At 66.5% G+C, this 22,301-nt stretch carries 19 protein-coding genes and 1 riboswitch; of the genes, 6 read left to right on the forward strand and 13 right to left on the reverse strand.

Annotation, left to right across the window (positions count from 1 at the left end; all coding sequences use genetic code 11):
* The first annotated feature begins 3 nt into the window (after positions 1–3).
* Positions 4–3,213 (forward strand): efflux RND transporter permease subunit, encoded by a 3,210-nt coding sequence (locus tag ACSYS9_RS23815; RefSeq protein ID WP_071229455.1) that lies wholly within the window; start codon positions 4–6, stop codon positions 3,211–3,213.
* Between the two features lie 133 nt (positions 3,214–3,346).
* Here ACSYS9_RS23815 and ACSYS9_RS23820 read toward each other — a convergent pair whose 3' ends face one another.
* From ACSYS9_RS23820 to ACSYS9_RS23860, 9 genes are all read right to left on the reverse strand, one after another.
* Positions 3,347–5,119, reverse strand: a complete 1,773-nt coding sequence (locus tag ACSYS9_RS23820) for a DUF885 domain-containing protein (protein ID WP_071229454.1) — start codon at positions 5,117–5,119, stop codon at positions 3,347–3,349.
* Between the two features lie 258 nt (positions 5,120–5,377).
* Positions 5,378–5,725, reverse strand: coding sequence for a lipid-A-disaccharide synthase N-terminal domain-containing protein (locus tag ACSYS9_RS23825; RefSeq protein WP_005414908.1), 348 nt, complete (start codon positions 5,723–5,725; stop codon positions 5,378–5,380).
* Positions 5,725–6,447, reverse strand: coding sequence for a glycosyltransferase family 2 protein (locus tag ACSYS9_RS23830; protein ID WP_010482377.1), 723 nt, complete (start codon positions 6,445–6,447; stop codon positions 5,725–5,727). Before ACSYS9_RS23830 ends, ACSYS9_RS23825 begins: the two co-directional genes overlap by 1 nt.
* An 89-nt stretch (positions 6,448–6,536) precedes the next feature.
* Complete coding sequence (locus ACSYS9_RS23835; protein WP_071229453.1) at positions 6,537–7,502, reverse strand: NAD-dependent epimerase/dehydratase family protein; 966 nt, start codon at positions 7,500–7,502, stop codon at positions 6,537–6,539.
* Between the two features lie 46 nt (positions 7,503–7,548).
* Positions 7,549–8,289, reverse strand: coding sequence for a suppressor of fused domain protein (locus ACSYS9_RS23840; protein WP_071229452.1), 741 nt, complete (start codon positions 8,287–8,289; stop codon positions 7,549–7,551).
* 125 nt (positions 8,290–8,414) lie between these two features.
* Positions 8,415–9,338 (reverse strand): ParB/RepB/Spo0J family partition protein, encoded by a 924-nt coding sequence (locus tag ACSYS9_RS23845; RefSeq protein ID WP_071229451.1) that lies wholly within the window; start codon positions 9,336–9,338, stop codon positions 8,415–8,417.
* Positions 9,338–10,135, reverse strand: a complete 798-nt coding sequence (locus ACSYS9_RS23850; protein ID WP_071229450.1) for a ParA family protein — start codon at positions 10,133–10,135, stop codon at positions 9,338–9,340. The genes ACSYS9_RS23845 and ACSYS9_RS23850 overlap by 1 nt, the downstream gene beginning before the upstream one ends.
* Before the next feature lie 112 nt (positions 10,136–10,247).
* A complete protein-coding gene (rsmG, locus tag ACSYS9_RS23855) occupies positions 10,248–10,886 on the reverse strand; it encodes a 16S rRNA (guanine(527)-N(7))-methyltransferase RsmG (protein WP_012512505.1) in 639 nt (212 codons plus the stop codon).
* A 39-nt stretch (positions 10,887–10,925) separates the two neighbouring features.
* Positions 10,926–11,525, reverse strand: coding sequence for a 4'-phosphopantetheinyl transferase family protein (locus tag ACSYS9_RS23860; RefSeq protein WP_049399162.1), 600 nt, complete (start codon positions 11,523–11,525; stop codon positions 10,926–10,928).
* Positions 11,526–11,609: 84 nt separating this feature from the next.
* Between ACSYS9_RS23860 and ACSYS9_RS23865 the strand changes: the two genes are divergently transcribed.
* Positions 11,610–11,861 (forward strand): GlsB/YeaQ/YmgE family stress response membrane protein, encoded by a 252-nt coding sequence (locus tag ACSYS9_RS23865; RefSeq protein ID WP_005411656.1) that lies wholly within the window; start codon positions 11,610–11,612, stop codon positions 11,859–11,861.
* A gap of 103 nt (positions 11,862–11,964) precedes the next feature.
* Here the strand turns inward: ACSYS9_RS23865 and xth are convergent, their stop codons facing one another.
* From xth to ACSYS9_RS23885, 4 genes are all read right to left on the reverse strand, one after another.
* Positions 11,965–12,747: an exodeoxyribonuclease III gene (xth, locus tag ACSYS9_RS23870; RefSeq protein ID WP_049455824.1), complete on the reverse strand. Its 783-nt coding sequence runs from the start codon at positions 12,745–12,747 to the stop codon at positions 11,965–11,967.
* A gap of 119 nt (positions 12,748–12,866) precedes the next feature.
* Positions 12,867–14,276, reverse strand: a complete 1,410-nt coding sequence (locus ACSYS9_RS23875; RefSeq protein WP_071229449.1) for a coniferyl aldehyde dehydrogenase — start codon at positions 14,274–14,276, stop codon at positions 12,867–12,869.
* Positions 14,277–14,460: 184 nt separating this feature from the next.
* Positions 14,461–16,122, reverse strand: a complete 1,662-nt coding sequence (locus tag ACSYS9_RS23880) for an MFS transporter (protein ID WP_032128465.1) — start codon at positions 16,120–16,122, stop codon at positions 14,461–14,463.
* A gap of 193 nt (positions 16,123–16,315) precedes the next feature.
* Positions 16,316–17,743: a DcaP family trimeric outer membrane transporter gene (locus ACSYS9_RS23885; protein WP_071229448.1), complete on the reverse strand. Its 1,428-nt coding sequence runs from the start codon at positions 17,741–17,743 to the stop codon at positions 16,316–16,318.
* Positions 17,744–17,988: 245 nt separating this feature from the next.
* On the opposite strand from ACSYS9_RS23885, the gene acs reads away from it, so the two are divergent.
* The 4 genes from acs (at position 17,989) to ACSYS9_RS23905 (ending at position 22,259) form a co-directional block, all read left to right on the forward strand.
* Entirely contained in the window at positions 17,989–19,932 is a 1,944-nt protein-coding gene (acs, locus tag ACSYS9_RS23890) for an acetate--CoA ligase (RefSeq protein ID WP_071229447.1), read from the forward strand.
* Between the two features lie 121 nt (positions 19,933–20,053).
* On the forward strand, positions 20,054–20,719 hold the full coding sequence (locus ACSYS9_RS23895) for a response regulator transcription factor (RefSeq protein WP_005420420.1): 666 nt from the start codon (positions 20,054–20,056) through the stop codon (positions 20,717–20,719).
* Positions 20,720–20,887: 168 nt separating this feature from the next.
* Entirely contained in the window at positions 20,888–21,259 is a 372-nt protein-coding gene (locus ACSYS9_RS23900; protein WP_071229446.1) for a hypothetical protein, read from the forward strand.
* A gap of 246 nt (positions 21,260–21,505) precedes the next feature.
* A riboswitch (yybP-ykoY riboswitch) is annotated at positions 21,506–21,595 on the forward strand.
* A gap of 88 nt (positions 21,596–21,683) precedes the next feature.
* Positions 21,684–22,259 carry a manganese efflux pump MntP gene (locus ACSYS9_RS23905; RefSeq protein ID WP_032128462.1) on the forward strand — a complete coding sequence of 192 codons (576 nt, stop codon included), beginning with the start codon at positions 21,684–21,686 and terminating at the stop codon, positions 22,257–22,259.
* Positions 22,260–22,301: the final 42 nt, after the last annotated feature.

The raw sequence follows: 22,301 nt of genomic DNA on the forward strand, positions 1-22,301 counted from the left end.
ACCATGTTCAAGCTGATCATTGAAACAGCGGTGCGCCACCGCTGGCTGGTGGTGTTCATGGCGGCGCTGATCGCTGCCGTGGGCCTGTTCCAGCTGGGCAAGCTGCCGATCGACGCGGTGCCGGACATCACCAACCGCCAGGTGCAGATCAACACGGTGGCACCTGCACTGACCCCGGAGCAGATCGAACGGCAGGTGACCTACCCGCTGGAAACCGCGCTGGCCGGCATTCCCGGCCTGACCACCACGCGTTCGCTGTCGCGCAATGGCTTCTCGCAGGTCACCGCGATCTTCACCGATGCCACCGACATCTACTTCGCCCGCCAGCAGGTGGCCGAACGCATGCGCGAGGCATCGGAAGACCTGCCCGATGGCGCGTCGCCGATGCTGTCGCCGGTCACCACCGGCCTCGGCGAGGTACTGATGTGGACCGTGGACTTCACCGCGTTCGATCCGGCCAAGCTGGCCAAGCCCGGTGAAGCGGGTTGGCAGGCCGGCGAGGTCTACCGCACGCCGGAAGGCAACCTGCTTCGCACGCCGGAAGAACGTGCCACCTACCTGCGCACCGTGCAGGACTGGATCATCGCGCCGCAGATGCGTTCCAGCCCGGGGCTGGCCGGCGTCGATACGGTCGGCGGCTACGTCAAGGAATACGGCGTGCATCCGGACAGTGCCAAGCTGGCCGCGCACGGCCTCGGCCTGGCCGACCTGGTCACTGCCCTGCAGCGTTCCAACGTGCAGGCCGGTGCCGGTTTCGTGCAGCGTGCGGGCGAAGGCCTGGTGGTACGTGCCGACGGCCTGGCGCTGACCACCGAGGATCTGGCACAGGCCCCGGTGGCTACCCGCAATGGCGTGGTGGTGCGCGTGGCCGATGTGGCCGAGGTCGAGCTGAGCCGCGCGCCGCGCCTGGGTGCGGCCAGCCGCAACGGCCATGAAGCCGTGCTGGGTACCGCGCTGATGATCGCCGGCGGCAACAGCCGCACCGTGGCCCAGGCCGCCGCCGCGCGCCTGGAACAGGTGAACAAGTCGCTGCCGGCCGACATCGTGGCGGCACCGGTGCTGGACCGCAGCGTGCTGGTCAATTCCACCATCAAGACCGTGGCCAAGAACCTCACCGAGGGTGCGCTGCTGGTGGTGGTGGTGCTGTTCCTGCTGCTGGGCAACCTGCGTGCGGCAACGATCACCGCGCTGGTCATTCCGCTGTCGTTCCTGTTCGCAGTCATCGGCATGAACCGCTTCGGCATCAGCGGCAACCTGATGAGCCTGGGTGCGCTGGACTTCGGCATCTTGGTGGACGGTGCGGTGATCGTGGTCGAGTCGACGCTGCTGATGCTGGGCCAGCGCCGCGCCGAACTGGGCCGTGCGTTGACCGCGATGGAACGCCTGCGCGTGGCCGCCGATTCGGCGATGAAGATGGCGCGCCCTGCGGCCTTCGGCCAGCTGATCATCCTGCTGGTGTTCGCGCCGATCCTTACTTTGGAGGGCGTGGAGGGCAAAACGTTCCACCCGATGGCGGCCACGTTCATGCTGGCCCTGATCGGTGCCTTCATCTTCTCCTTCACCTTCGTGCCGGCGATGGCCGCACTGCTGGTGCGCGAGCCGAAGGTGAAGGACGGCGATGCACATGCTGACGATGGCGAGCACGAAACCAAGCTGATCCGCGTGCTGCGTGCGCGCATCGAACCAGTGGTGCGCAAAGCCGTGGCGCATCCGCGCACGGTGCTGGCCGGTGCGGTGATGATGGTGGTGGTGGGCATCGGCGCGTTCTCGCTGTTGGGCCGCGAGTTCATGCCGACGCTGGACGAAGGCAACGTGGCGATGCAGGCCCTGCGCGTGCCGTCGACCTCGCTGGAGCAGTCGCTGGCGATGCAGCTGGCTTTGGAAAAAGCAATTGCCAAGCAGCCGGAAGTGGAAACCGTGTTCTCGCGCACCGGTACCGCAGAGGCGGCGATCGACCCGATGCCGACCAACATCTCCGACAGCGTGATCGTGCTCAAGCCACGCAAGGACTGGCCGGATCCGAAGCTGGGCAAGGACGCGCTGGTGGCACGCTTCGAAAAGCTGGCCGGGCAGCAGCTGGGCAACAGCTTCGAGTTCAGCCAGCCGATCGAACTGCGCTTCAACGAACTGATCTCCGGCGTGCGTACCGACCTGGCGGTGATGATCTTCGGCGATGACTTCAGCCAGCTGCAGAAGGTGGCCGACCAGGTGGCGCTGAAGCTGCGTGCGGTGAACGGCGCGGCCGACGTGCGGGTGGAACAGATCTCCGGCCTGCCTACGCTCAACGTGGCGATCGACCACGTGGCGGCGGCGCAGTACGGCCTGACTGCCGCAGACGTCAGTGATGCACTGTCCACCGGCATTGGTGGCACCGCGGCCGGCAAGATCTTCGAAGGTGATCGCCGCTTCAACGTGGTGGTGCGCCTGGACGATGCCTCGCGCAACGATCCGGACCAGCTGGCCTCGCTGCCGATCGCCACGCCGTCGGGGCTGGTGATTCCGCTGTCGTCGGTCGCGCGCATCACGGTCAGCGAAGGACCGAACCAGATCAGCCGCAACAACGGCAGCCGCCGCGTGGTAGTGCAGGCCAACGTGCGTGGCCGTGATCTGGGCGGCTTCGTCGGCGAGGCGCAGGCCGCAGTAGCCGACGTGGCGCTGCCGCCGGGTGCGTACCTGACCTGGGGCGGTCAGTTCGAGAACCTGCAGCGCGCGGAGAAGCGACTGGCAACGGTGGTGCCGGTGGTGTTCCTGCTGATCGGCAGCCTGCTGTTCATGGCCCTGCGCAGCGGCAAGGAAGCCATTCTGGTGTTCAGCTGCGTGCCGCTGGCGCTGGTCGGCGGCATCCTCGCGCTGCTGCTGCGTGGCATGCCGTTCTCGGTATCGGCGGCGGTCGGCTTCATCGCCGTCTCCGGCGTGGCCACCTTGAACGGCCTGGTGCTGATGCAGGCGATCCGCGAACGCCTGGATGCCGGTGACCTGCCGCTGCAGGCAGCGATCAACGGTGCATCGAGCCGTATCCGTGCGGTGCTGACCACGGCGCTGGTGGCGATCGTCGGCTTCATTCCGATGGCGATTGCCAGCGGTTCCGGTGCGGAAGTGCAGAAGCCGCTGGCGACGGTGGTGATCGGTGGCCTGATCACCGCCACCGTGCTGACCCTGCTGGTGCTGCCGACCTTTGCAGCACGCGTGGCCAAGCCGCGGGCAGTTGGCTGAAAGACCACGGGGTCGGATCCTGCGATCCGACCCCGTTTTCCAATCAGGGGTAGTGCCGGCCGCTGGCCGGCAATGTCGAACAATTGCGGTGCATGCGGGTTGCCGGCCAGCGGCCGGCACTACCCTTGCACGGTCAGGCCTTCTTGCGCTCGGCGATGTAGGCCTGGATCTGCTGCTCCAGTACCGGCAGCGGCACCGAGCCCTGCTTGAGCAGGGTGTCGTGGAAGCCCTTGATGTCGAACTTGTCGCCCAGCTCCTTCTCGGCCTGCGCACGCAGGCGCACGATGGCGATCTCGCCCAGCTTGTAGCTCAGCGCCTGGCCCGGCCAGGAAATGTAGCGGTCCACTTCGGTGGTCACTTCATGCTCGCTCAGCGCGGTGTGGTCACGCAGGTAGGCCAACGCCTGCTCGCGGGTCCAGCCCTTGCTGTGCACGCCGGTGTCGATCACCAGGCGCGCCGCGCGCCACATTTCGTAGGTCAGGCGGCCGAAATCCTCGTACGGGGTTTCGTAGATGCCCATCTCCACGCCCAGCTTCTCGCAGTACAGCGCCCAGCCTTCGCCATAGGCAGAGATGTAGGCGTTGCGGCGGAACTCGGGAAGGTTCTTCTGCTCGGCGGCAATCGCCCCCTGCAGCGAGTGGCCCGGGTCGGATTCATGCAGGGTCAGCGCCGGCAGGTTGTACAGCGGGCGCGATGGCAGGTTGTAGGTGTTGAGCCAGTAGGTGCCCATGCCACCGCGGCCGGCGGTCCAGAACGGCGCGATGTCCGGCGGCACCGGCACGATGGTGAAGCGGGCGCGCGGCAGGGTCATGTACTTGCCGAGCTGACCGTCGGCCCGCTTGGAGATCCATGCGGCGCGCGACAGCAGCTCTTCCGGCGTCTTGGCATAGAACTGCGGATCGGTACGCAGGAAGGTCAGGAACTCGGCGAAGCTGCCCTTGAACTTCACCTGCTTGATGATGTCGTTCATTTCCTTCTGGATGCGTGCAACTTCATCCAGACCGATGCGGTGGATCTCGTCCGGCGACAGGTCCAGCGTGGTGTATTCGTGGATCTGCTGCTTGTAGTACGCCTTGCCATCGGGCATCGCTTCGGCGGCCAGCGTGGTGCGCGCCTGCGGCACGTACTCGTTGACGAAGAAGGTGCGCAGCTGCTGGAACGCCGGCACCACCTTGCCGCTGATCGCTTCACGCGCCTGCGCCTGCAGCCTGGCCTGCTCGGCGGCCGGAATGCTGTTGGGCAGCTTCTTGAACGGCGCGTACAGCGGCGATTCGGTCGGGTCTTTCAGCTCGGCGACGGTGGCGATCGACACCTCGCGGCCATCGAGCACCGCGCGCGGCACGCTGAAACCTCGCTTCAGGCCGGCGCGCATGTTTTCGGTCTGCTGGCCGAAGTAGCGCGGCACATCATTCAGGCGGGCGATGTAGTTCTGGTAGTCCTGCACGGTCTTCATCTCGCGCCGGGCCATGAAGGACAGGTTGGACCAGAACGAGGAGTCGGCGTTGAACGGCATCTCGTAGCCGCGCAGACGCGTTTCTTCGGCCAGGTTGAACACCTGGTCACGGTAGATCGCGTAGTTGACCTGGTTGTCGGGCGACAGGGTCTTCGGGTCGATCTTCTTCAGTGCAGCCAGGGTTTCATCCCACACCTTCAGGCGCGCCTGCTGCGCGGCCGGGCCGACGTCGGGCATGCGGGTGGCATTGGCCGGAGCGTCCTCGTCCTCACTGGCCTCGCCGCCGCCCTCCTGGCGCCACTTCCATTCCTTCTCGTACAGCGCGCGGAAGGCGGCATCGGCGGGCGATTCGGTGGCCACGCTGGCCGGTGCGGCGGCGGCGGGCGGCGCGGCCAGGGCTACGGCAGGGGCGGACAGGGCGATCAGCAGGGCAACGGCAAGACGGGTTTTCACGAGCACAGGTTCCCGGGAAGGCAGACCCCGATGATGGCACCGCCCACGGCCCGTGGCATGGGACGAAGGTCCTGCCTGCGCAGCAGACCGGGGCCCCGGTAGCGGCCAACCTTGGTTGGCCCCCCAAACCCAGCGCCGACCAAGGTCGGCATCTACCGTAGCGTGGCAGACCGGGGCTCCGGTAGCGGCCAACCTTGGTTGGCCCCCAAACCCAGCGCCGACCAAGGTCGGCAGCTACCGGATGAGGCCCCGAAGACCTTAGTGGCTGGCCTTGTCCCGCTTCCAGCCCCGGTGCTTGATGTCGAGCTGCAGGCTGTACAGCGCGGTGAACGCCGGGAACAGGTTCTGCAGCACGCCCACCGAGTCCTGCTTGGCCGAGAACAGAAAGTAGCTCAGCGTCATCAGGCTGCCGACCACGCTCATGTACCAGAACAGGCGCGGGATGACCGGCTTGCCGGCGCGCTTGGAGGCGATGAACTGAACCAGCCAGCGGCCGCCGAACATCAGCGCGCCGGTGTAGCCGATCAGCTTCCAGCCGGTCACATGCAGGCCGGTCCAGTACAACCAGGTCAGCGGCTGGTCGAGCCAGTGCAGCTCCAGATCCATCAACGCTCCTCCACCGCGGTGCGCTTGCTGCGGGTGATCAGCCAGGCCACGCCACGCAGGTCACGGATGCCGACCAGGGCGCGGCCGAGGTTGTTGTACTTGGAGACACCGGCGGTACGGTGGCGGTGGTTGACCGGCACGCTGGTGGTCTTCCAGCCGGCGCGCTGCATCAGCGCCGGCAGGTAGCGGTGCATGTGGTCGAAGTAGGGCAGGTCGAGGAACGCGCTGCGCTCGAACAGCTTGATGCCGCAGCCGGTATCGGGCGTATCGTCGCGCAGCATGCGTGCACGGATGGCATTGGCCCACTTGCTGGCCCAGCGCTTGCTGCCGCTGTCCTGGCGGTTGACGCGCCAGCCGGCGAACAGCTTCACCTGCGCCTCGGCGGCATCGCGCGCGGCCAGCAGCTTGGGAATGTCGGCCGGATCGTTCTGGCCATCGCCATCCAGGGTCGCGATCCACGGCGCACGTGCGTGCTTGACGCCGGTGCGCACGGCGGTGCTCTGCCCGCTCTGGTCCACGTGGTGCAGCACCCGCAGTTCCGGCGTGGTCGCCTTCAGCCCCTGCAGCACCGCCAGGGTGTCATCGCGCGAGTGGTCGTCGATGTAGACGATCTCGAACGGAAGCCGCCCACGCAGTGCGGCGGTGATTTCGGCAACCAGCGGGGCGACATTGTCGCGTTCGTTGAACACCGGGACGACAACGGAAAGCTCGGGTTGGCTCATAAGGCACTCGGCCAAAGGGGGACAAAGACCGCGCATTCTCCGAAGCCGAGGTTATCCGAAGATGAATCCGGCTGTGTGAGGATCCCTCCTCAGGCGCGGTCGCCAAAATACTCGCGGCACCACTGCACGACGGGGGGCAACCCTGCTTCGATCGGGGTCACCGCGTCGAAGCCGAATGCGTCATGGGCGCGCCGGGTATCGGCCATCGTGCGCACCATGTCGCCCGGCTGCATCGGCTTGTAGACCTTCTGCGCGGGGCGACCGGCGGCCTGCTCGATCACGCTGATGAAGCGCTCCAGCTCGACCGGCGTATGGTTGCCGAGGTTGAACACCCGGTGCGGTACCGGACCATCGGCCGGATGCGCGAGCGCGCCGAGAATACCGGACACGATGTCGGAGACATGTGTGAAGTCGCGCTGCATGCGGCCTTCGTTGAACACGTCGATCGGCCGCCCGGCCAGCACCGCGCGCGAGAACAGCAACGGTGCCATGTCCGGCCGGCCCCACGGGCCATACACGGTGAAGAAGCGCAGGCCGGTGGCATGCAGGCCGTACAGCTGCGCGTAGGTGTAGGCCATCAGCTCGTTGGCCGCCTTGGTGGCCGCATACAGCGAGCGCGGCTGGTCCACGCGCTGGTCCTCGGAGAACGGCGGCGTGGCCGAATCACCGTAGACCGAGCTGCTGGAGGCATAGACCAGGTGCTGCACGCCACGGTGGCGGCACAGCTCGAGCATGTTGACGAAGCCGACCAGGTTGCTGTCGACGTAGGCGTGCGGGTTTTCCAGCGAATAGCGCACGCCGGCCTGCGCGGCCAGGTGGATCACCGCAGTCGGCTTCACCTCGTCGAACAGTGCCGCCAAGCCCTGCTGGTCGGTCAGGTCCAGGGTGCGCAGGTCCAGCGCCGGGCACAGCGCGGCCACGCGGTCGCGCTTGATCTGCGGGTCGTAGTAGTCGTTGAAGTTGTCCAGGCCGACCACCGGCTGGCCCGCCTCCAGCAGCGCGCGGGCGGTGTAGGCACCGATGAAGCCGGCAGCGCCGGTGAGCAGGATGGTCATGGCAGGGGCCCGGAAGCAGAAATTCAGGCCCCTGATGTTACCGGTCTCAGAACAAACCGAAACGCTTCTTCGCCACGTTGACGCGGCCAGGCTCGATCACATCGTTGATCTGCTTCGCATCGAAGCGGTCGAGCAGGGCGTCGGCGCCCTTCTTCAGCTTCAGGTCCATCTCTTCCGGATACAGCGGAACCAGGCTCATGAAGCTGATGGTCCTGCCATCCTCCAGCTCCAGCGTGGCGAAGTCCTCCGGAGCAGTCACCGGCATCAGCACGATGGCACCGTCGAAGCCTGCTCCGGGCGCATAAGGCTCGCTGGGATGGCCGTTGGGAATGGTGTGGCCGAAGCCCAGCCACGTGTCGTACTCGTGCGGCAGCCGCGCCATGCCCTTCAGCAGGCGCACCGGCCAGTAATTGCGCTCGTCCTCGAAGGCGTCCTGGGACATCGGCCAGTCGGCCGGCAGGGTCACCATCAGCTCCATGTAGCGCGGCACATCCGCGTCCACGTCGGCGGGCACGGTCATCGGCAGGTCGCTCATGCCGGAGGTGACCAGGCGCAGGTACGGGCAGTGGTCATTGGCCGGCACCACGTGCACGTCAATGTGCACCAGGTCGGAAATGAGTTCGTGCAGGACCGTGGCGATCGGTCCGAGATGGCGCTCGATATGGCCGCTGATCGCTTCGATGTGCTGCTCTTCGCCGATGGCGAGCACAAAGTCCTTTTCGCGCCGGTGCCTCAGTATCTGGGTACCGTCCGGGCTGACGTCCTCGTACTCGTATTCGTTGCTCATGTCCTGCTCCCTGGATGGGCCACGGGCCGGAGAGCAGTGCATCCCCCGGCGCGCGCGGCGGTGCGTTCCCTGTCAATTACAGGACGCGGCAGGAACAGGCCGCCCCCCCTGTCTTTGCGCCGGGCTCAGCCCTGGCGCGTACGCAGCTTTTCCAGCACACCGTCCAGGGTATCCAGGTCGGTGTAATGGATGATCAGCTTGCCCTTGCCACCGCGGCCATGGCTGATCGCCACCTTGGCCCCCAGCGATTCGGACAGCTCGGTTTCCAGCGAGGCGATGTCGGCCTGCTGCACCTTCGGCGCGGCCACCGGGCGATTGCTGGGCACCTTGCCGGCGGCGAAGGCCTGCGCACGGCGCTCGACCTCGCGCACCGACCAGCCTTCATCGGCCGCTTCCTGCGCCAGCTTGCCGGCCAGCTCGGGGGCCAGGGTCAGCAGCGCGCGGGCATGGCCCATTTCCAGGCGGCGGGTTTCCAGCAGCAGGCGGATTGCCACCGGCAGCTCCAGCAGGCGCAGCAGGTTGGACACCGCCGCACGCGAGCGGCCGACGGCCTCGGCAGCCTCGGCATGGGTCAGGGTGAATTCGCTGATCAGGCGCTGCAGCGCTTCGGCTTCTTCCAGCGGGTTGAGGTCTTCGCGCTGGATGTTCTCGATCAGCGCCATCGCGATGACGGTGCGGTCTTCCAGCTCGCGCACCACCACCGGCACTTCGTCCAGGCCGGCCAGCTGCGATGCGCGCCAGCGGCGTTCACCGGCGACGATCTCGTAGTTGCCTGCCGGCAGCTGGCGCACCAGGATCGGCTGGATCACGCCCTGCGACTTGATCGAATCAGCCAGCTCGGAGAGCTTGCCCTCGTCCATCTCGCGGCGCGGCTGGTACTTGCCCGGCTGCAGCTGGCCGACCGGCAACTTGCGCAGCACTTCACCCGGCAGCGGTTCGATCACCGCGGTGGTGGCCTGCACCTGGCTGACCGCGCCTTTCGGGCCCAGCAGCGCGTCCAGGCCACGGCCGAGGCCTCGCTTCTTGGCTGCCGGCTTGCTGCTGGTCATCAGACGGTCTCCACGGCCTTGGCGGCCTTGTTGCGTTCGTTGTTGCGGCGGATGATCTCGCCGGCCAGGCCCAGGTAGGCCACGCCACCGCGCGAGGCGCGGTCGTAGCCGACGATGCTCTGGCCATGGCTGGGCGCCTCGGCCAGGCGCACGTTGCGCGGCACGATGGTGCGGAACACGCGGTCGCCGAAGTGCTCGGTGAGCTCGGCCGACACTGCGTTGGCCAGGTTGTTGCGCACGTCGAACATGGTGCGCAGCACCCCTTCGATCTCCAGCGCCGGGTTCAGGCTGGTACGCAGCGCTTCGATGGTTTCCACCAGCGCGCTCAGGCCTTCCAGTGCGTAGTACTCGCACTGCATCGGCACGATCACCGAATCGGCAGCGGCCAGCGCGTTGAGCGTCAGCAGCGACAACGCCGGCGGGCAATCGATCAGGATGTAGTCGTACTCGTCGCGGATCGGCGCCAGTGCGCGCTTCAGGCGCTGCTCGCGCTCGCTCTGGCCCATCAGCTGGATCTCGGCGGCGGTCAGGTCGATGTTGCCGGGCAGCAGGTCGTAGCCTTCGGCGGTCTGCACGCGCACATCGGCGGCGCTGGACTCGCCCAGCAGCAGGTCGTAGGTGGAGGAGACCAGCTCACGCTTGTCCACGCCACTGCCCATGGTCGCGTTGCCCTGCGAATCCAGGTCGACCAACAGCACGCGCTTGGGTGCGTTGGCCAGGGAAGCGGCCAGGTTGACGGCGGTCGTGGTCTTGCCGACGCCACCCTTCTGGTTGGCGATGGCGATGATGCGGGCCATGCGGGTGTGCCTCGTCGACGTGTGCTGGGACCGGTCATTATGCGTACAACCGGGCCCTTGCGGAAATCGTGGATCGCCAACCTCTTGTTCCACAAGGGGCTGGCGACGGGAATCAGGGACCTGTAACAGTGACCAGGTGGCGTTCGCCGGCCAGGCCGGGCACGCTCAACGGGGTCACCTCGCGCACCTGCCAGCCAGCCGGCAGCTCCGCGATCTCTTCATGCGGGTAGACACCCTTCATGGCCAGCAGCACGCCACCGGGGCGCAGCAGGTGGCCACCAACGCGGACGATGCCGGCCAGGGTGTCCATCGCACGCGCGGTCAGCTGGTCGTAGTGGCCAGCTTCGTCCAGCGCCTCGGCGCGCGATTCGGCCACGCGGGCATTGCCCAGACCGAGCTGGCGCACGGCCTCGCGCATGAAGCGCGCCTTCTTGCCGTTGCTCTCCACCAGGGTGACCTGCAGGCCCGGGCAGGCGATCGCCAGCGGGATGCCAGGCAAGCCGGGGCCGGTGCCGAGGTCGGCCAGGCTGCCGTCAGCCACGAACGGCTGCATCGCCAGCGAGTCGAGCAGGTGACGGGTGACCATCTCCTGCGGGTCGCGGATGGCGGTGAGGTTGTAGGTGCCGTTCCAGCGGTGCAGCAGGGCCAGGTAGCGCAGCAGCGGCGGCGCCAGCGCGGCGTCCAGGCCCATGCTGGCCAGGCCCTGTTCCAGCGTGGCAGCCACGCTTGCGGGAAGTGGGTGTTCGCTCATGCCGCCATTATCGCCGGTTTTGCGCGCTGATTCCCCGCTTCAGTGTGGATACCAGGCCAATGCGGCGCGGAACTGGCCGGTGGCCTGCCATTCGTGCAGGTGCCAGCGCGCGGCCTCGCCCAGTTCCGGGTCGCACCAGCGCAGGTGCAGGGCGCCATCGGCCCCCGGTGCCAGCTGCAGGCGGTGCAGGCCGAACGAGATGCCCTGCCCGTGCGCCTTCAGGATGGCCTCCTTGACGCACCACACGCGGAAGAACCAGTGCTCGCGCCCGGCCTCGTCCAGGCTTTCCAGCCAGGCCACTTCCTCGGGGTGGAAGAAGCGCTGCACGATTTCCAGAAGACGCGGCCGCGGGCGCAGCAGTTCCAGGTCGACGCCCAGCCGCACGCCCTCGCCCAGCGCCACCAGCAGCACCTCGCCGCTGTGGCTCCAGCCGGTGCCGTAGTGGGCCAGCGCGCCGCTCAGCTCCGGCCGGCCCTTGTCATCGCGGACCAGCGGCAGCGTGTCCGGGTCGGCGCCCAGCGCCTGCGCCAGCACCTGCCGCGCCTGCGGTTCACCGCGGTGGCCCGGCACGTGCGGGCGCCGCCAGACCGTCACCGGGCCGAAGCGCCACGGGCCATCGAGGGTGGCTGGCAGGCTCATCCGCACGCGCCCGTCACGCAATTCCACGACGGGTTCACGGCCCTGCGCGTCAACTGGTCACAGTTCCCCACCGGAGGTTCGATCATGGGCATCATCATCTGGCTGATCGTCGGCGGCATCGTAGGCTGGCTGGCCAGCATCATCATGAAGCGCGATGCCCAGCAGGGCATCATCCTCAACATCGTGGTCGGCATCGTCGGCGCGCTGATTTCCGGCTGGCTGTTCGGCGGCGGCATCAACGAAGCGATCACCATCCGCACCTTCCTGTTCTCGCTGATCGGTGCGGTGATCCTGCTGGCGATCGTCAACCTGTTCACCCGAAAGAGCATACGGTGATCTGAGGGTAGTGCCGGCCGCTGGCCGGCAGGTGTTCCAGAACGGGCCCGGCAATCGTCGGGCCCCGTTCTGTAGAGTCGAGCTTGCTCGACTGCATGGGAGATCAGTCGAGCAAGCTCGACTCTACTTCCACCCACGCCGGCGCATGGTCGCTCGGGCGTTCCCAGGTACGCGGCTCGCGGTCGATGCCCGAGGCCACCGCACTGCCCTTCAGCGCGTCGGAGACCAGGGTCAGGTCGATGCGCAGGCCCAGGTTGCGGCGGAAGCCCGCGGCACGGTAATCCCACCAGCTGAAGGTGCCCGCCTCGTCGTTGTGCAGGCGGAAGCCATCGTGCAGGCCCAGCTGCAGCAGCTTGTTGAGCGCGCCGCGCTCGGCGGTGGAGGTCAGGATGTGGTTCTCGTTCCACACCTCCGGGTCGTGCACATCGCGCGCGTCCGGGGCGATGTTGAAGTCGCCCATCACGATCAGCTTCGGGTGCCGCTGCAGTTCTTCGGCGATCCAGGCATGGACCGCTTCCAGCCAGCGCAGCTTGTAGTCGTACTTGTCGGTGCCGATGTCCTGGCCGTTGACCACGTACAGGTTGATCACCCGCAGGTCGCCGAAGGTACCGGCGATGACGCGCTTCTGCTCGTCCTCGAAGCCGGGAATACCGATCTGCACGTCCTGCGCCGGCTCACGCGACAGCAGCGCCACGCCGTTGTAGGTCTTCTGGCCGGCGAACACGCTGCGGTAGCCCGCGGCGATCAGCGCCGAATCGGGGAACTTGTGGTCCTCCAGCTTGGTTTCCTGGATACCGACGATGTCCGGGCCGAAGTCCTTGAGCCACTGCTCCAGGTGCGGCAGGCGGACATTGAGCGAATTGACGTTCCACGAGGCGATCTTCATGGGGGCCATTCTACCCGGGTGGGCCTTGATGGGCGCCCATATACCCCCGTAGACGCCAACCTTGGTTGGCGCCAGCAATCACCGTGTGCCAACCAAGGTTGGCAACTACCGGAACCCGATCACCGCAAGAGGAACTTCAACAACCCCGCAATCTTCGAATACGGCGGTCGCAGCCGGTCGCTGGCGGCCCAGCGCGACTGCCACAGCACCGGCAGCCGCTTGCTCATCGCATCGAACCCGGCCCGGCCGTGGTACGCGCCCATGCCGCTGGCCCCTACCCCGCCAAACGGCAGGCCATCGGCGGCGAAGTGCAGCAGCGTGTCATTCACCGTCACCCCGCCGGCCACCACCTGGCCGAGGATGCGCTCCACCGTGGCCCGGTCATGGCTGAAGGGATACAGCGCCAGCGGCCGGTCGCGGGACAGTACGTCGGCCAGCGCAGCATCCAGATCCGGGTAAGCCCGCACCGGCAGGATCGGCCCGAAGATCTCCTCGCGCATCAAGTCCAAGTCGTCCGGCGGGTCCAGCACCACGGTCGGCACCAGCAGGCGCTCGCGGTCGGCGCGCGCCTCATCCACCTGCGCCAACGGAATCACCGGCACGCCACGTTCGCGCGCCTGCGCCAGATAGCCCTGCAGGCGCCGGTACTGGCCTTCGTTGATGATGCGCGTGTAATCGTCGGCATCGCTGAAGTCGCCGTAGCGCTCGCGTACCTGCTGCTGCAGGGCCTGCACGAACTCACGCTGGCGCGCGGTGTCGATCAGCACGTAATCCGGCGCGATGCAGGTCTGGCCCGCGTTGAACCACTTGCCGGTGGCCAGCCGCGTTGCGGCTTTGTCCAGTGGGAAATCGTGGCAGACGATGGCCGGCGACTTGCCGCCCAGCTCCAGCGTGACCGGCACCAGATGCTCGGCGGCGGCAGCCATCACCTTGCGGCCAACAGCCGTCGAGCCGGTGAACAGCAGATGGTCCAGCGGCAGCGAGGACACCGCCGCCGCCACATCCGCCCCACCCTGCACCACCGCCACCCGATCGGGCGGGAACACACTGGCCAGCAGATCGGCCAGGAACGCGCTGGTGCGCGGCGTGTGTTCGGAGGGTTTCAGCAGCACGTGGTTGCCGGCGGCAATCGCGGTAGCCAAAGGCACCAGTGCCAGCGTGACCGGGTAGTTCCAGGGGGAGATCACCCCGACCACGCCCAGCGGCGTCGGCCGCAGCTGCGCGCGCGCCGGCCACAGCCGCCAGCCGGCACCCACCCGCTGCGGTTTCGACCAGCGCCGCAGGTGGCGGCGCAGGTGGTCGATGGCCGACAGCACGCTCATGCCATCGGCCAGCTTCGATTCGACGTGGGCGCGGTGGCCGAAGTCCTTGGCGATGGCCTGGGCCATTTCGTCCAGGCGTGGCTTCAGCGCCTCGCGCAGGCGGCGCAGGTCATTCTCGCGCTGGTCCAGCGAAGGGCGCTGCGACTGCCACGCGCTGCGCAGGGTGTGCAGGGTGGCGGGGAGCTCGGTCGGCATGGTGGTGGTCATGGGCCGACTATACGGCGTGCTGTGCAACGCAATGGTAGTACCGGCCGCTGGCCGGCAGCCCCATGGACCTCCGGCAGACATCGTGCATTTGCCGGCCAGCGGCCGGCACTACCAAAAAGAGGGCCGCGGTCTGCACCGCGGCCCCTGAAACCCGGTGGGTGCCGACCGTTGGTCGGCACGCCGGTTACTTGGTGATATCCACGTCCTTGGTCTCGCGCAGGAACAGGCCGCCGATCACCACCGACATCAGCGCGATGATGATGGGGTACCACAGGCCGTAGTACAGGTTGCCGGTACCGGCCACCAGTGCGAACGAGATCGCCGGCAGGAAGCCACCGAACCAGCCGTTGCCGATGTGGTACGGCAGCGACATCGAGGTGTAGCGGATGCGGGTCGGGAACAGTTCGACCAGGTAGGCGGCGATCGGGCCGTAGACCATGGTCACGTACAGCACCAGCAGCCACAGCATGAAGATCGTGCCGGCGATGTTGATGCGTGCGCCATCGGCCTTGGCCGGGTAACCCGCGGTGGTCAGGGCGGTCTTCAGCTCCGCACCGAAGGCATCAGCCTTGGCCTTGCCGTCTTCCTTGGTCAGGCCAGCGGCTTCATACGAAGTGACGCTGGCACTGCCCACGTTCACCATCGCCAGCGAACCGGCGGCGGCGGGCTGCACGTCATACGGCACACCGGCCTTGGTCAGCGCGGCGGTGGCCACGTCGCAGGAGCTGGTGAACTTGCGCAGGCCGACCGGATCGAACTGGAACGAGCAGGTGGCCGGATCGGCCACGACCAGGGCCGGCGAGCTGCTGCGGGCTTCTTCGATGGCCGGATTGGCGAAGTGGGTCAGGCCCTTGAAGATCGGGATGTAGGTAACAGCCGCCAGCAGGCAGCCGGCCAGGATGATCTTCTTGCGGCCGATGCGATCGGACAGCCAGCCGAAGAAGATGAAGAACGGCACGCCCAGCGCCAGCGCGGCGGCGATCAGCAGGTAGGAAGTGGTGGCATCGACCTTCAGCATGCTGCTGAGGAAGAACAGCGCGTAGAACTGGCCGCCGTACCAGACCACCGCCTGGCCAGCCGCAGCACCCAGCAGGACCAGCAGCATCAGCTTCAGGTTGCCGCCCTTCAGGCTGTCACGGAACGGGGTCTTGGAACCCTTGCCCTCGGACTTCATCTGCTGGAACAGCGGCGATTCGCTCAGCTGCAGGCGGATCCACACGGACACGCCCAGCAGCAGGATCGACACCAGGAACGGAATACGCCAGCCCCAGGCTTCGAAGGCTTCGTTGCCGAGGAAGTAGCGGCAGGCCAGGATGATCAGCAGCGACATGAACAGGCCGAGCGTGGCGGTGCACTGGATGAAGCTGGTGTACAGGCCGCGCTTGTCGTCCGGCGCATGCTCGGCCACGTAGGTGGCGGCACCGCCGTACTCGCCGCCCATCGCCAGGCCCTGGGCCAGGCGCAGGATGATCAGGATCACCGGCGCGGCGAAACCGATCGAAGCGTAGTTGGGCAGCACGCCGACCAGGAAGGTCGAGATGCCCATGATCAGGATGGTGACCAGGAAGGTGTACTTGCGGCCGATGCGGTCGCCGAGGCTGCCAAAGAAGGCCGCGCCGAACGGACGCACGAAGAAGCCGGCAGCGAACGCCAGCAGGGCGAAGATCATGCCCGTGGTTTCATTGACGCCACTGAAGAACTGCTTGGCGATGATGGCGGCGAGCGAGCCATACAGGAAGAAGTCATACCACTCGAAGACCGTACCGAGGCTCGAGGCGAAGATGACCTTCTTGTGGCCCTTGGTCAGGGTGCCCGCTTTATGGGCGGTGCTGGGTGTACTGGACATGGGACGCTTCCCCTCCGAAGCAATCGTTGTTGGTGGGTGCCGAACGTTAGTCGGCACTCAATTCGGTGGATGCCGACCTTGGCCGGCACCCCATCTCGGTAGATGCCGACCTTGGCCGGCACCCCATCTCGGTAGATGCCGACCTTGGCCGGCACCCTATCTCGGTAGGTGCCGGCCGCTGGCCGGCACGCTCTTAGAAGCTGTACTTGGTGGTGAACTGCAACCGGGTGATGTCACCCTTGTTGCCGTTCTCCACTTCGCGACGGCCGTACATCAGCTCCGCACCGATATCGACCTTGGGCAGCGGCGAGTAGAAGATGTTGCCGCGGATGCTCTGCACACTCTTGGTCACCAGCGGGCCGAGGATGCTGTCGTTGTCGTAGTCGCTGCGCGCGTAGATCAGGTTGGTGCGCAGCTTCGGCGAGAACGCATGCCGCCAGCCCACGTAGCCAGCAAGCACGCCGGTCGGGTTGAGCTCGTCGCGGGCAACGTCGTAGGCACTATCGGCGGTGATGCCCAGGCCGATGTAGCGGGCGATGCCTTCGCCGCCGGTCAGCTGGTAGTGCAGCGAATCGCTGTCGCCCATCACCCACTTGCCGCCCAGGGTCAGGCCGCCGGCCACCTTGTCGGCCTTGGCGCCGGTGGCCTGGTTGTCGACCTTCAGCTGACGGACGATGCCGCCGACGCCGAAGGTGCCCCAGTTGCCCTTCCAGCCGTAACGCATCGTCAGATCAGGCAGGCTGCCACGATCGGAGTTGGCGCTGGCGTTGGTCCAGGCGCCGGTGACCGGGTTGCGGGTACCGGTGAGCGTGGTGGTTTCCGGGTTTTCCAGCGCGACGCTGAAGCCACCCTGGGTGTAGCGCACCTGGGCCTGGCGCACGAAGATCACGCCGTCGGTGGGGCCGACGAAGTCGACCGCTTCCGGCAGTGCGGCCGCATCCATGAAGTTGGACCAGGTCTGGCCGGCCATCCAGTTGTTCCAGTACATGTAGGCGTGGCGCAGGGTCACACCGTAGGTATTGGTCGCGGTCTGGTTGCCCAGCGAGTTGCCGAAGAAGTCCATCTCGAAGAACGCACCGGCCTTGTTGCCCGATTCGCTCACGTTGTCGATGCCCAGGTTGAAGCGCGAGAACTTGGCGTGGGCGTTGAAATCGGTGCCCGAGCGCTTGCCGCTGCCACCGGCGCCTTCCACCGGGGTCTGGCCCGGCAGGTACAGCGAGCGGCCGGTGGCGTCGTCGGCCAGCTGGCCATCGCTGGTCTGGGTGGCGAGGAAATCGGCCTTGATGAAGCCGCCGATCTTGACCGTGGTGCCCGGCGCGGCGCCCGGGGTGATGGTGGTGACCTGGATCGGCTGCTTGCCCGCCGGCACCGAGGCGACCGGCTTCTGCTCGGCCTGCACCGTGCGGACTTCGGTCACCGCCTGCTGGGTCTGGCTGATCTGGGTCTGTTGTTGTTGCTGCGAAGACAGCAGCAGCTGGACCTGGCGTTCCAGTTCGGCAACGCGTGCTTCCAGCGCTTTCTCTTTGGCGGTCTCAGCGAACGCCATGCCCGGTGCGACCAGGGCGACCAACAGGCAGGCCGCCAAAGGTTTGCGCACGGCTTTCAACGTACGGTGGCTCATGTTGCCCTCTCTCCCAAGTGGCAAGGTGATGCCGCGCGTGGGGCACGGTCGAGCCGAGACTGCGGGGCGATTATGTATAGCGGCTATTCGCCATTGGTCGAACCCGGCCCTGCTGGGCGCTCACTTTCGACCATGGTCTAACCAGAGTGGTGACGCGGCCGGGGGTGGATGGGGCAAACTGAAGGGGATCGGTCGCTGCGATGCTGCGACCGCACATACAAAGTCAACGTGCAAGTGAGGGTGCCATGGCTGATATCTACCCCGTCGATCCGCAGTTCGCCGCCAAGGCACGCATCGACAAGACGTCGTACGAACAGCAGTACCAGGCTTCGGTGACCGACCCGGATGGTTTCTGGGGCAAGGCCGCCGAGCGCCTGGAGTGGATGCGCAAGCCGACGAAGATCAAGAACGTCAGCTACGACCTGTCCGATTTCCACATCAAGTGGTTCGAAGATGGCGAGCTCAATGCCAGCGTGAACTGCCTGGACTGCCAGCTGGAGAAGCGTGGCGACAAGACCGCCCTGCTGTTCGAGCCGGACGGCCCGGACGCACCGGCGCAGCACGTGACCTATCGCGAGCTGTACGAGCGCACCTGCCGCCTCGGCAATGCGCTGCGCAACCTCGGGGTCAAGAAGGGCGACCGGGTCACCATCTACCTGCCGATGATCGTCGACGCCGCCGTGGCCATGCTGGCCTGCGCACGCATCGGTGCGATCCACTCGGTGGTGTTCGGTGGCTTCGCACCGAACTCGATCGCCGACCGCGTCAGCGACTGCCAGAGTAAGCTGATCATCACCGCAGACGAGGGTCTGCGCGGTGGTCGGAAGATTCCGCTGAAGGCCAACGTCGATGCAGCGCTGAAGCTGCCCGGCACGAACACGGTTGAAACCGTGCTGGTAGTGCGCCACACCGGTGGCGCGGTGGACATGCAGGCGCCGCGCGACCGCTGGTTCCACGATGTGGTGGACAGCCAGCCGGCCACCTGCGAGCCGGAACGCATGAACGCGGAAGACCCGCTGTTCATCCTCTACACCTCCGGTTCCACCGGCAAGCCGAAGGGCGTGCTGCACACCACCGGCGGCTACCTGCTGTACGCGGCCTACACCCATGAAGCGGTGTTCGATCTGCGCGAGGACGACATCTACTGGTGCACCGCCGATGTCGGCTGGGTCACCGGCCACAGCTACATCGTGTACGGCCCGCTGGCCAACGGCGCGACCTCACTGATGTTCGAAGGCGTGCCGAACTATCCGGACACCTCGCGCTTCTGGAACGTCATCGACAAGCACAAGGTGAGCATCTTCTACACCGCCCCGACCGCCATCCGCGCACTGATGCGCGAAGGCGAGGAGCCGGTGAAGAAGACCTCGCGCGCGTCGCTGCGCCTGCTCGGCAGCGTCGGCGAACCGATCAATCCGGAAGCCTGGCGCTGGTACTACGAGGTGGTCGGCGACAGCCGCTGCCCGATCGTCGATACCTGGTGGCAGACCGAGACCGGCGGCATCCTGATCTCGCCGCTGGCCGGCGCGATGGACCTCAAGCCCGGCTCGGCCACCCTGCCCTTCTTCGGCGTGCAGCCGGCGCTGGTCAACGCCGATGGCGAGATCCAGGACGGCCCGACCGAGGGCAACCTGATCATCCGCGATTCCTGGCCGGGCCAGATGCGCACGGTGTACGGCGACCATCAGCGCTTCATCGATACGTATTTCCGCACCTACCCGGGCAGCTATTTCACCGGCGACGGTTGCCGCCGCGACGAAGACGGCTACTACTGGATCACCGGCCGCGTGGACGATGTGATCAACGTGTCCGGCCACCGCATCGGCACCGCCGAAGTGGAAAGCGCTCTGGTCTCGCACCCGAAGGTGGCGGAAGCGGCCGTGGTCGGCTTCCCGCACGACGTGAAGGGCCAGGGCATCTACGCCTACGTCACCCTGGTGGCCGAAGAGGCGCCGACCGATGAGCTGCACAAGGAGCTGATTGCGTGGGTACGCAAGGAGATCGGCCCGATCGCCACGCCGGACCACCTGCAGTGGGCGCCGGGCCTGCCGAAGACCCGCTCGGGCAAGATCATGCGCCGCATCCTGCGCAAGATCGCCGAGAACGCACCGGACCAGCTTGGCGACACCTCGACCCTGGCCGATCCGTCGGTGGTGGCGTCGCTGGTGGACGAGCGCAAGGTGCGCTGATGGCGTGACCGCAGGCGCAGGACGCGCCAGGGACGTGGCCGGGAGGAGGGACCCGGCCGTGTCCGACCCGTCCTGCACCTGCCATCACGTCGCTCTTTTTCCTGATCGATAAGCTCGACCCATGACCACCCTCCTGATTGCCGATGACCACCCGCTGTTCCGCGAAGCCCTGCGTGGGGCGGTACAGCGGGTCATCCCCGGCGTGCAGCTGTTCGAAGCCGACAGCGTGGAAGCGCTGTACGCGCTGGCCGACCAGCACAACGACGCCGACCTGGTCCTGATGGATCTCAACATGCCCGGTGCGCAGGGTTTCAACGCGCTGGTGCACATGCGCTCGCTGCATCCGCAGCTGCCGGTGGTGGTGGTGTCCGCGCGCGAAGAAGCCACGGTGATGCGCCGAGCGCTCGACCACGGCGCGCTGGGCTTCATTCCGAAGTCTGCGGATTCGGACACCATCGGCCACGCACTGGGCACCATCCTCGATGGTGAGACCTGGGCACCGCCGGAAGCGCACAACGTGCCGCCCACCGGCAGCGAGGAACGCGAAGTCGGCCAGCGCCTGCGTGAGCTGACCCCGCAGCAGTTCCGCGTTTTGCAGATGCTCGGCGCCGGCCGCTTGAACAAGCAGATCGCCTACGACCTCAACGTCTCCGAAGCGACGATCAAGGCCCACGTCACCGCCATCCTGCGCAAGCTGGGCGTGACCAACCGCACCCAGGCCGTGCTGATGGCCGGCAAGCTGGCGATCGACGACGACGCCATCGTGCTGCCGCCGGAAGAAGACTGAAGGTAGTGCCGGCCGCTGGCCGGCATTGGCCTGAAACCGCCAGAAATCGCTTCGGTAGGTGCCAAGCTTGCTTGGCACTTTTGCCCAGCCCCGCCGAGGACGCAATCAGCTCTGGCGGGATGATGGATTCGGTCTCAAGCTGGACGTTCCAACTTCCCGCCCGGAACGATGGACACCTGGACACTGATCGATACCGACGGCTTGAAGATTGGTGTAGTCCAGTGCTTCCGATATGAATCCTGGCGCGTGAGTGGCAGGTTCATGCCTGATCTCGGCTATTCAAGGTACCAGCGGCTCTTCGCCGATCTTGAATATGCAGCCAATGAGCAGTTGTTCACCCATGTCGACGATCTCGAGAGAAGCATCGCTGCATTGCGCATTCGTGCAGTGGGGCCCAGCGGGGAGGACGATCCGCAGCGGGTTGCGAATCTGCAGATCATGGGTGACTCGTGTCAGTTCCAGATCAGTTCAATGACCCGCCCAGCCGATGAGCAACCTCTCACCCTGCCCTCAACAGAATCGAAAGTATCCGCACGTTGATCGCTTTCGTTCGCGAAGGCTGTCCGGATGGTCCCAGGCCTCCAGGCATGGCACAGCACCATCAGGCACTGCTCCGGTAGGTGCCAAGCTTGCTTGGCACGCTTTTGATGGTGCACCTGCCGGCCAGCGGCCGGCACTACCAGGCACCGCTGCGCTCTCGATATAGCCATCGCTATACAAACCAGCCCTGCCTGCGCGTTTCGCTGGAAATGCGCCATGCGTGAATCGCGATGCTAAGCTGCGCGTCCCCTTGGGGAGTAGCCGGATTCCTACGCAGGAATCGTCCACGTCAACATACTCGGCCAGTGCGCCGTGGCGTGGACAACCATGATGGTTGGCGAGACCAGCGGCCCGCGCGCGCAACGTCAGGTTGGGCGCGAGCGCAGGCCGTGCGTCCGTCCTAGCCCGACCTCAGCCGCCGCCCATGTCCCCCATTTCGATCCTCCTGATCGGCTTTGCCATGTCCACCGATGCCTTCGCCGCGGCGATCGGCAAGGGTGCGGCCATGCGCAAGCCGGTGTTCCGCGACGCACTGCGTGCCGGCATCATCTTCGGCGTCATCGAGGCGATCACGCCCATCATCGGCTGGCTGCTCGGCCGTGCCGCCCTGCAGTACGTCGAAGCCTTCGACCACTGGATCGCCTTCGGCCTGCTCGGCGCACTGGGCATCCACATGATCTACAACGGCCTGCGACCGGACAGTGCCGACGAAGACGAAGACCCCTCGCAGCACCACGGCTTCTGGAAGCTGGCGCTGACCGGTTTCGCCACCAGCATCGACGCGATGGCGGTGGGTATCGGCCTGGCTTTCATGGACGTGCATATCGGCGTGATGGCAGCGGTCATCGGCCTGTGCACGCTGACCATGGTCACTGTCGGCATCATGCTCGGCCGCGTGCTGGGCAGCATGGTCGGCAAGCGTGCCGAGATCATCGGCGGCGTGATCCTGGTGATCATCGGCGCGACGATCCTGTACGAACACCTGCACGGCCTGGGGTAACGCTTCCGCGATTACGTGGTTGCCGGCCAGCGGCCGGCACTA

The sequence above is a fragment of the Stenotrophomonas sp. STK17_22 genome (assembly GCF_051983905.1).
In the GTDB taxonomy this organism is placed as follows: Bacteria; Pseudomonadota; Gammaproteobacteria; order Xanthomonadales; family Xanthomonadaceae; genus Stenotrophomonas; species Stenotrophomonas maltophilia_A.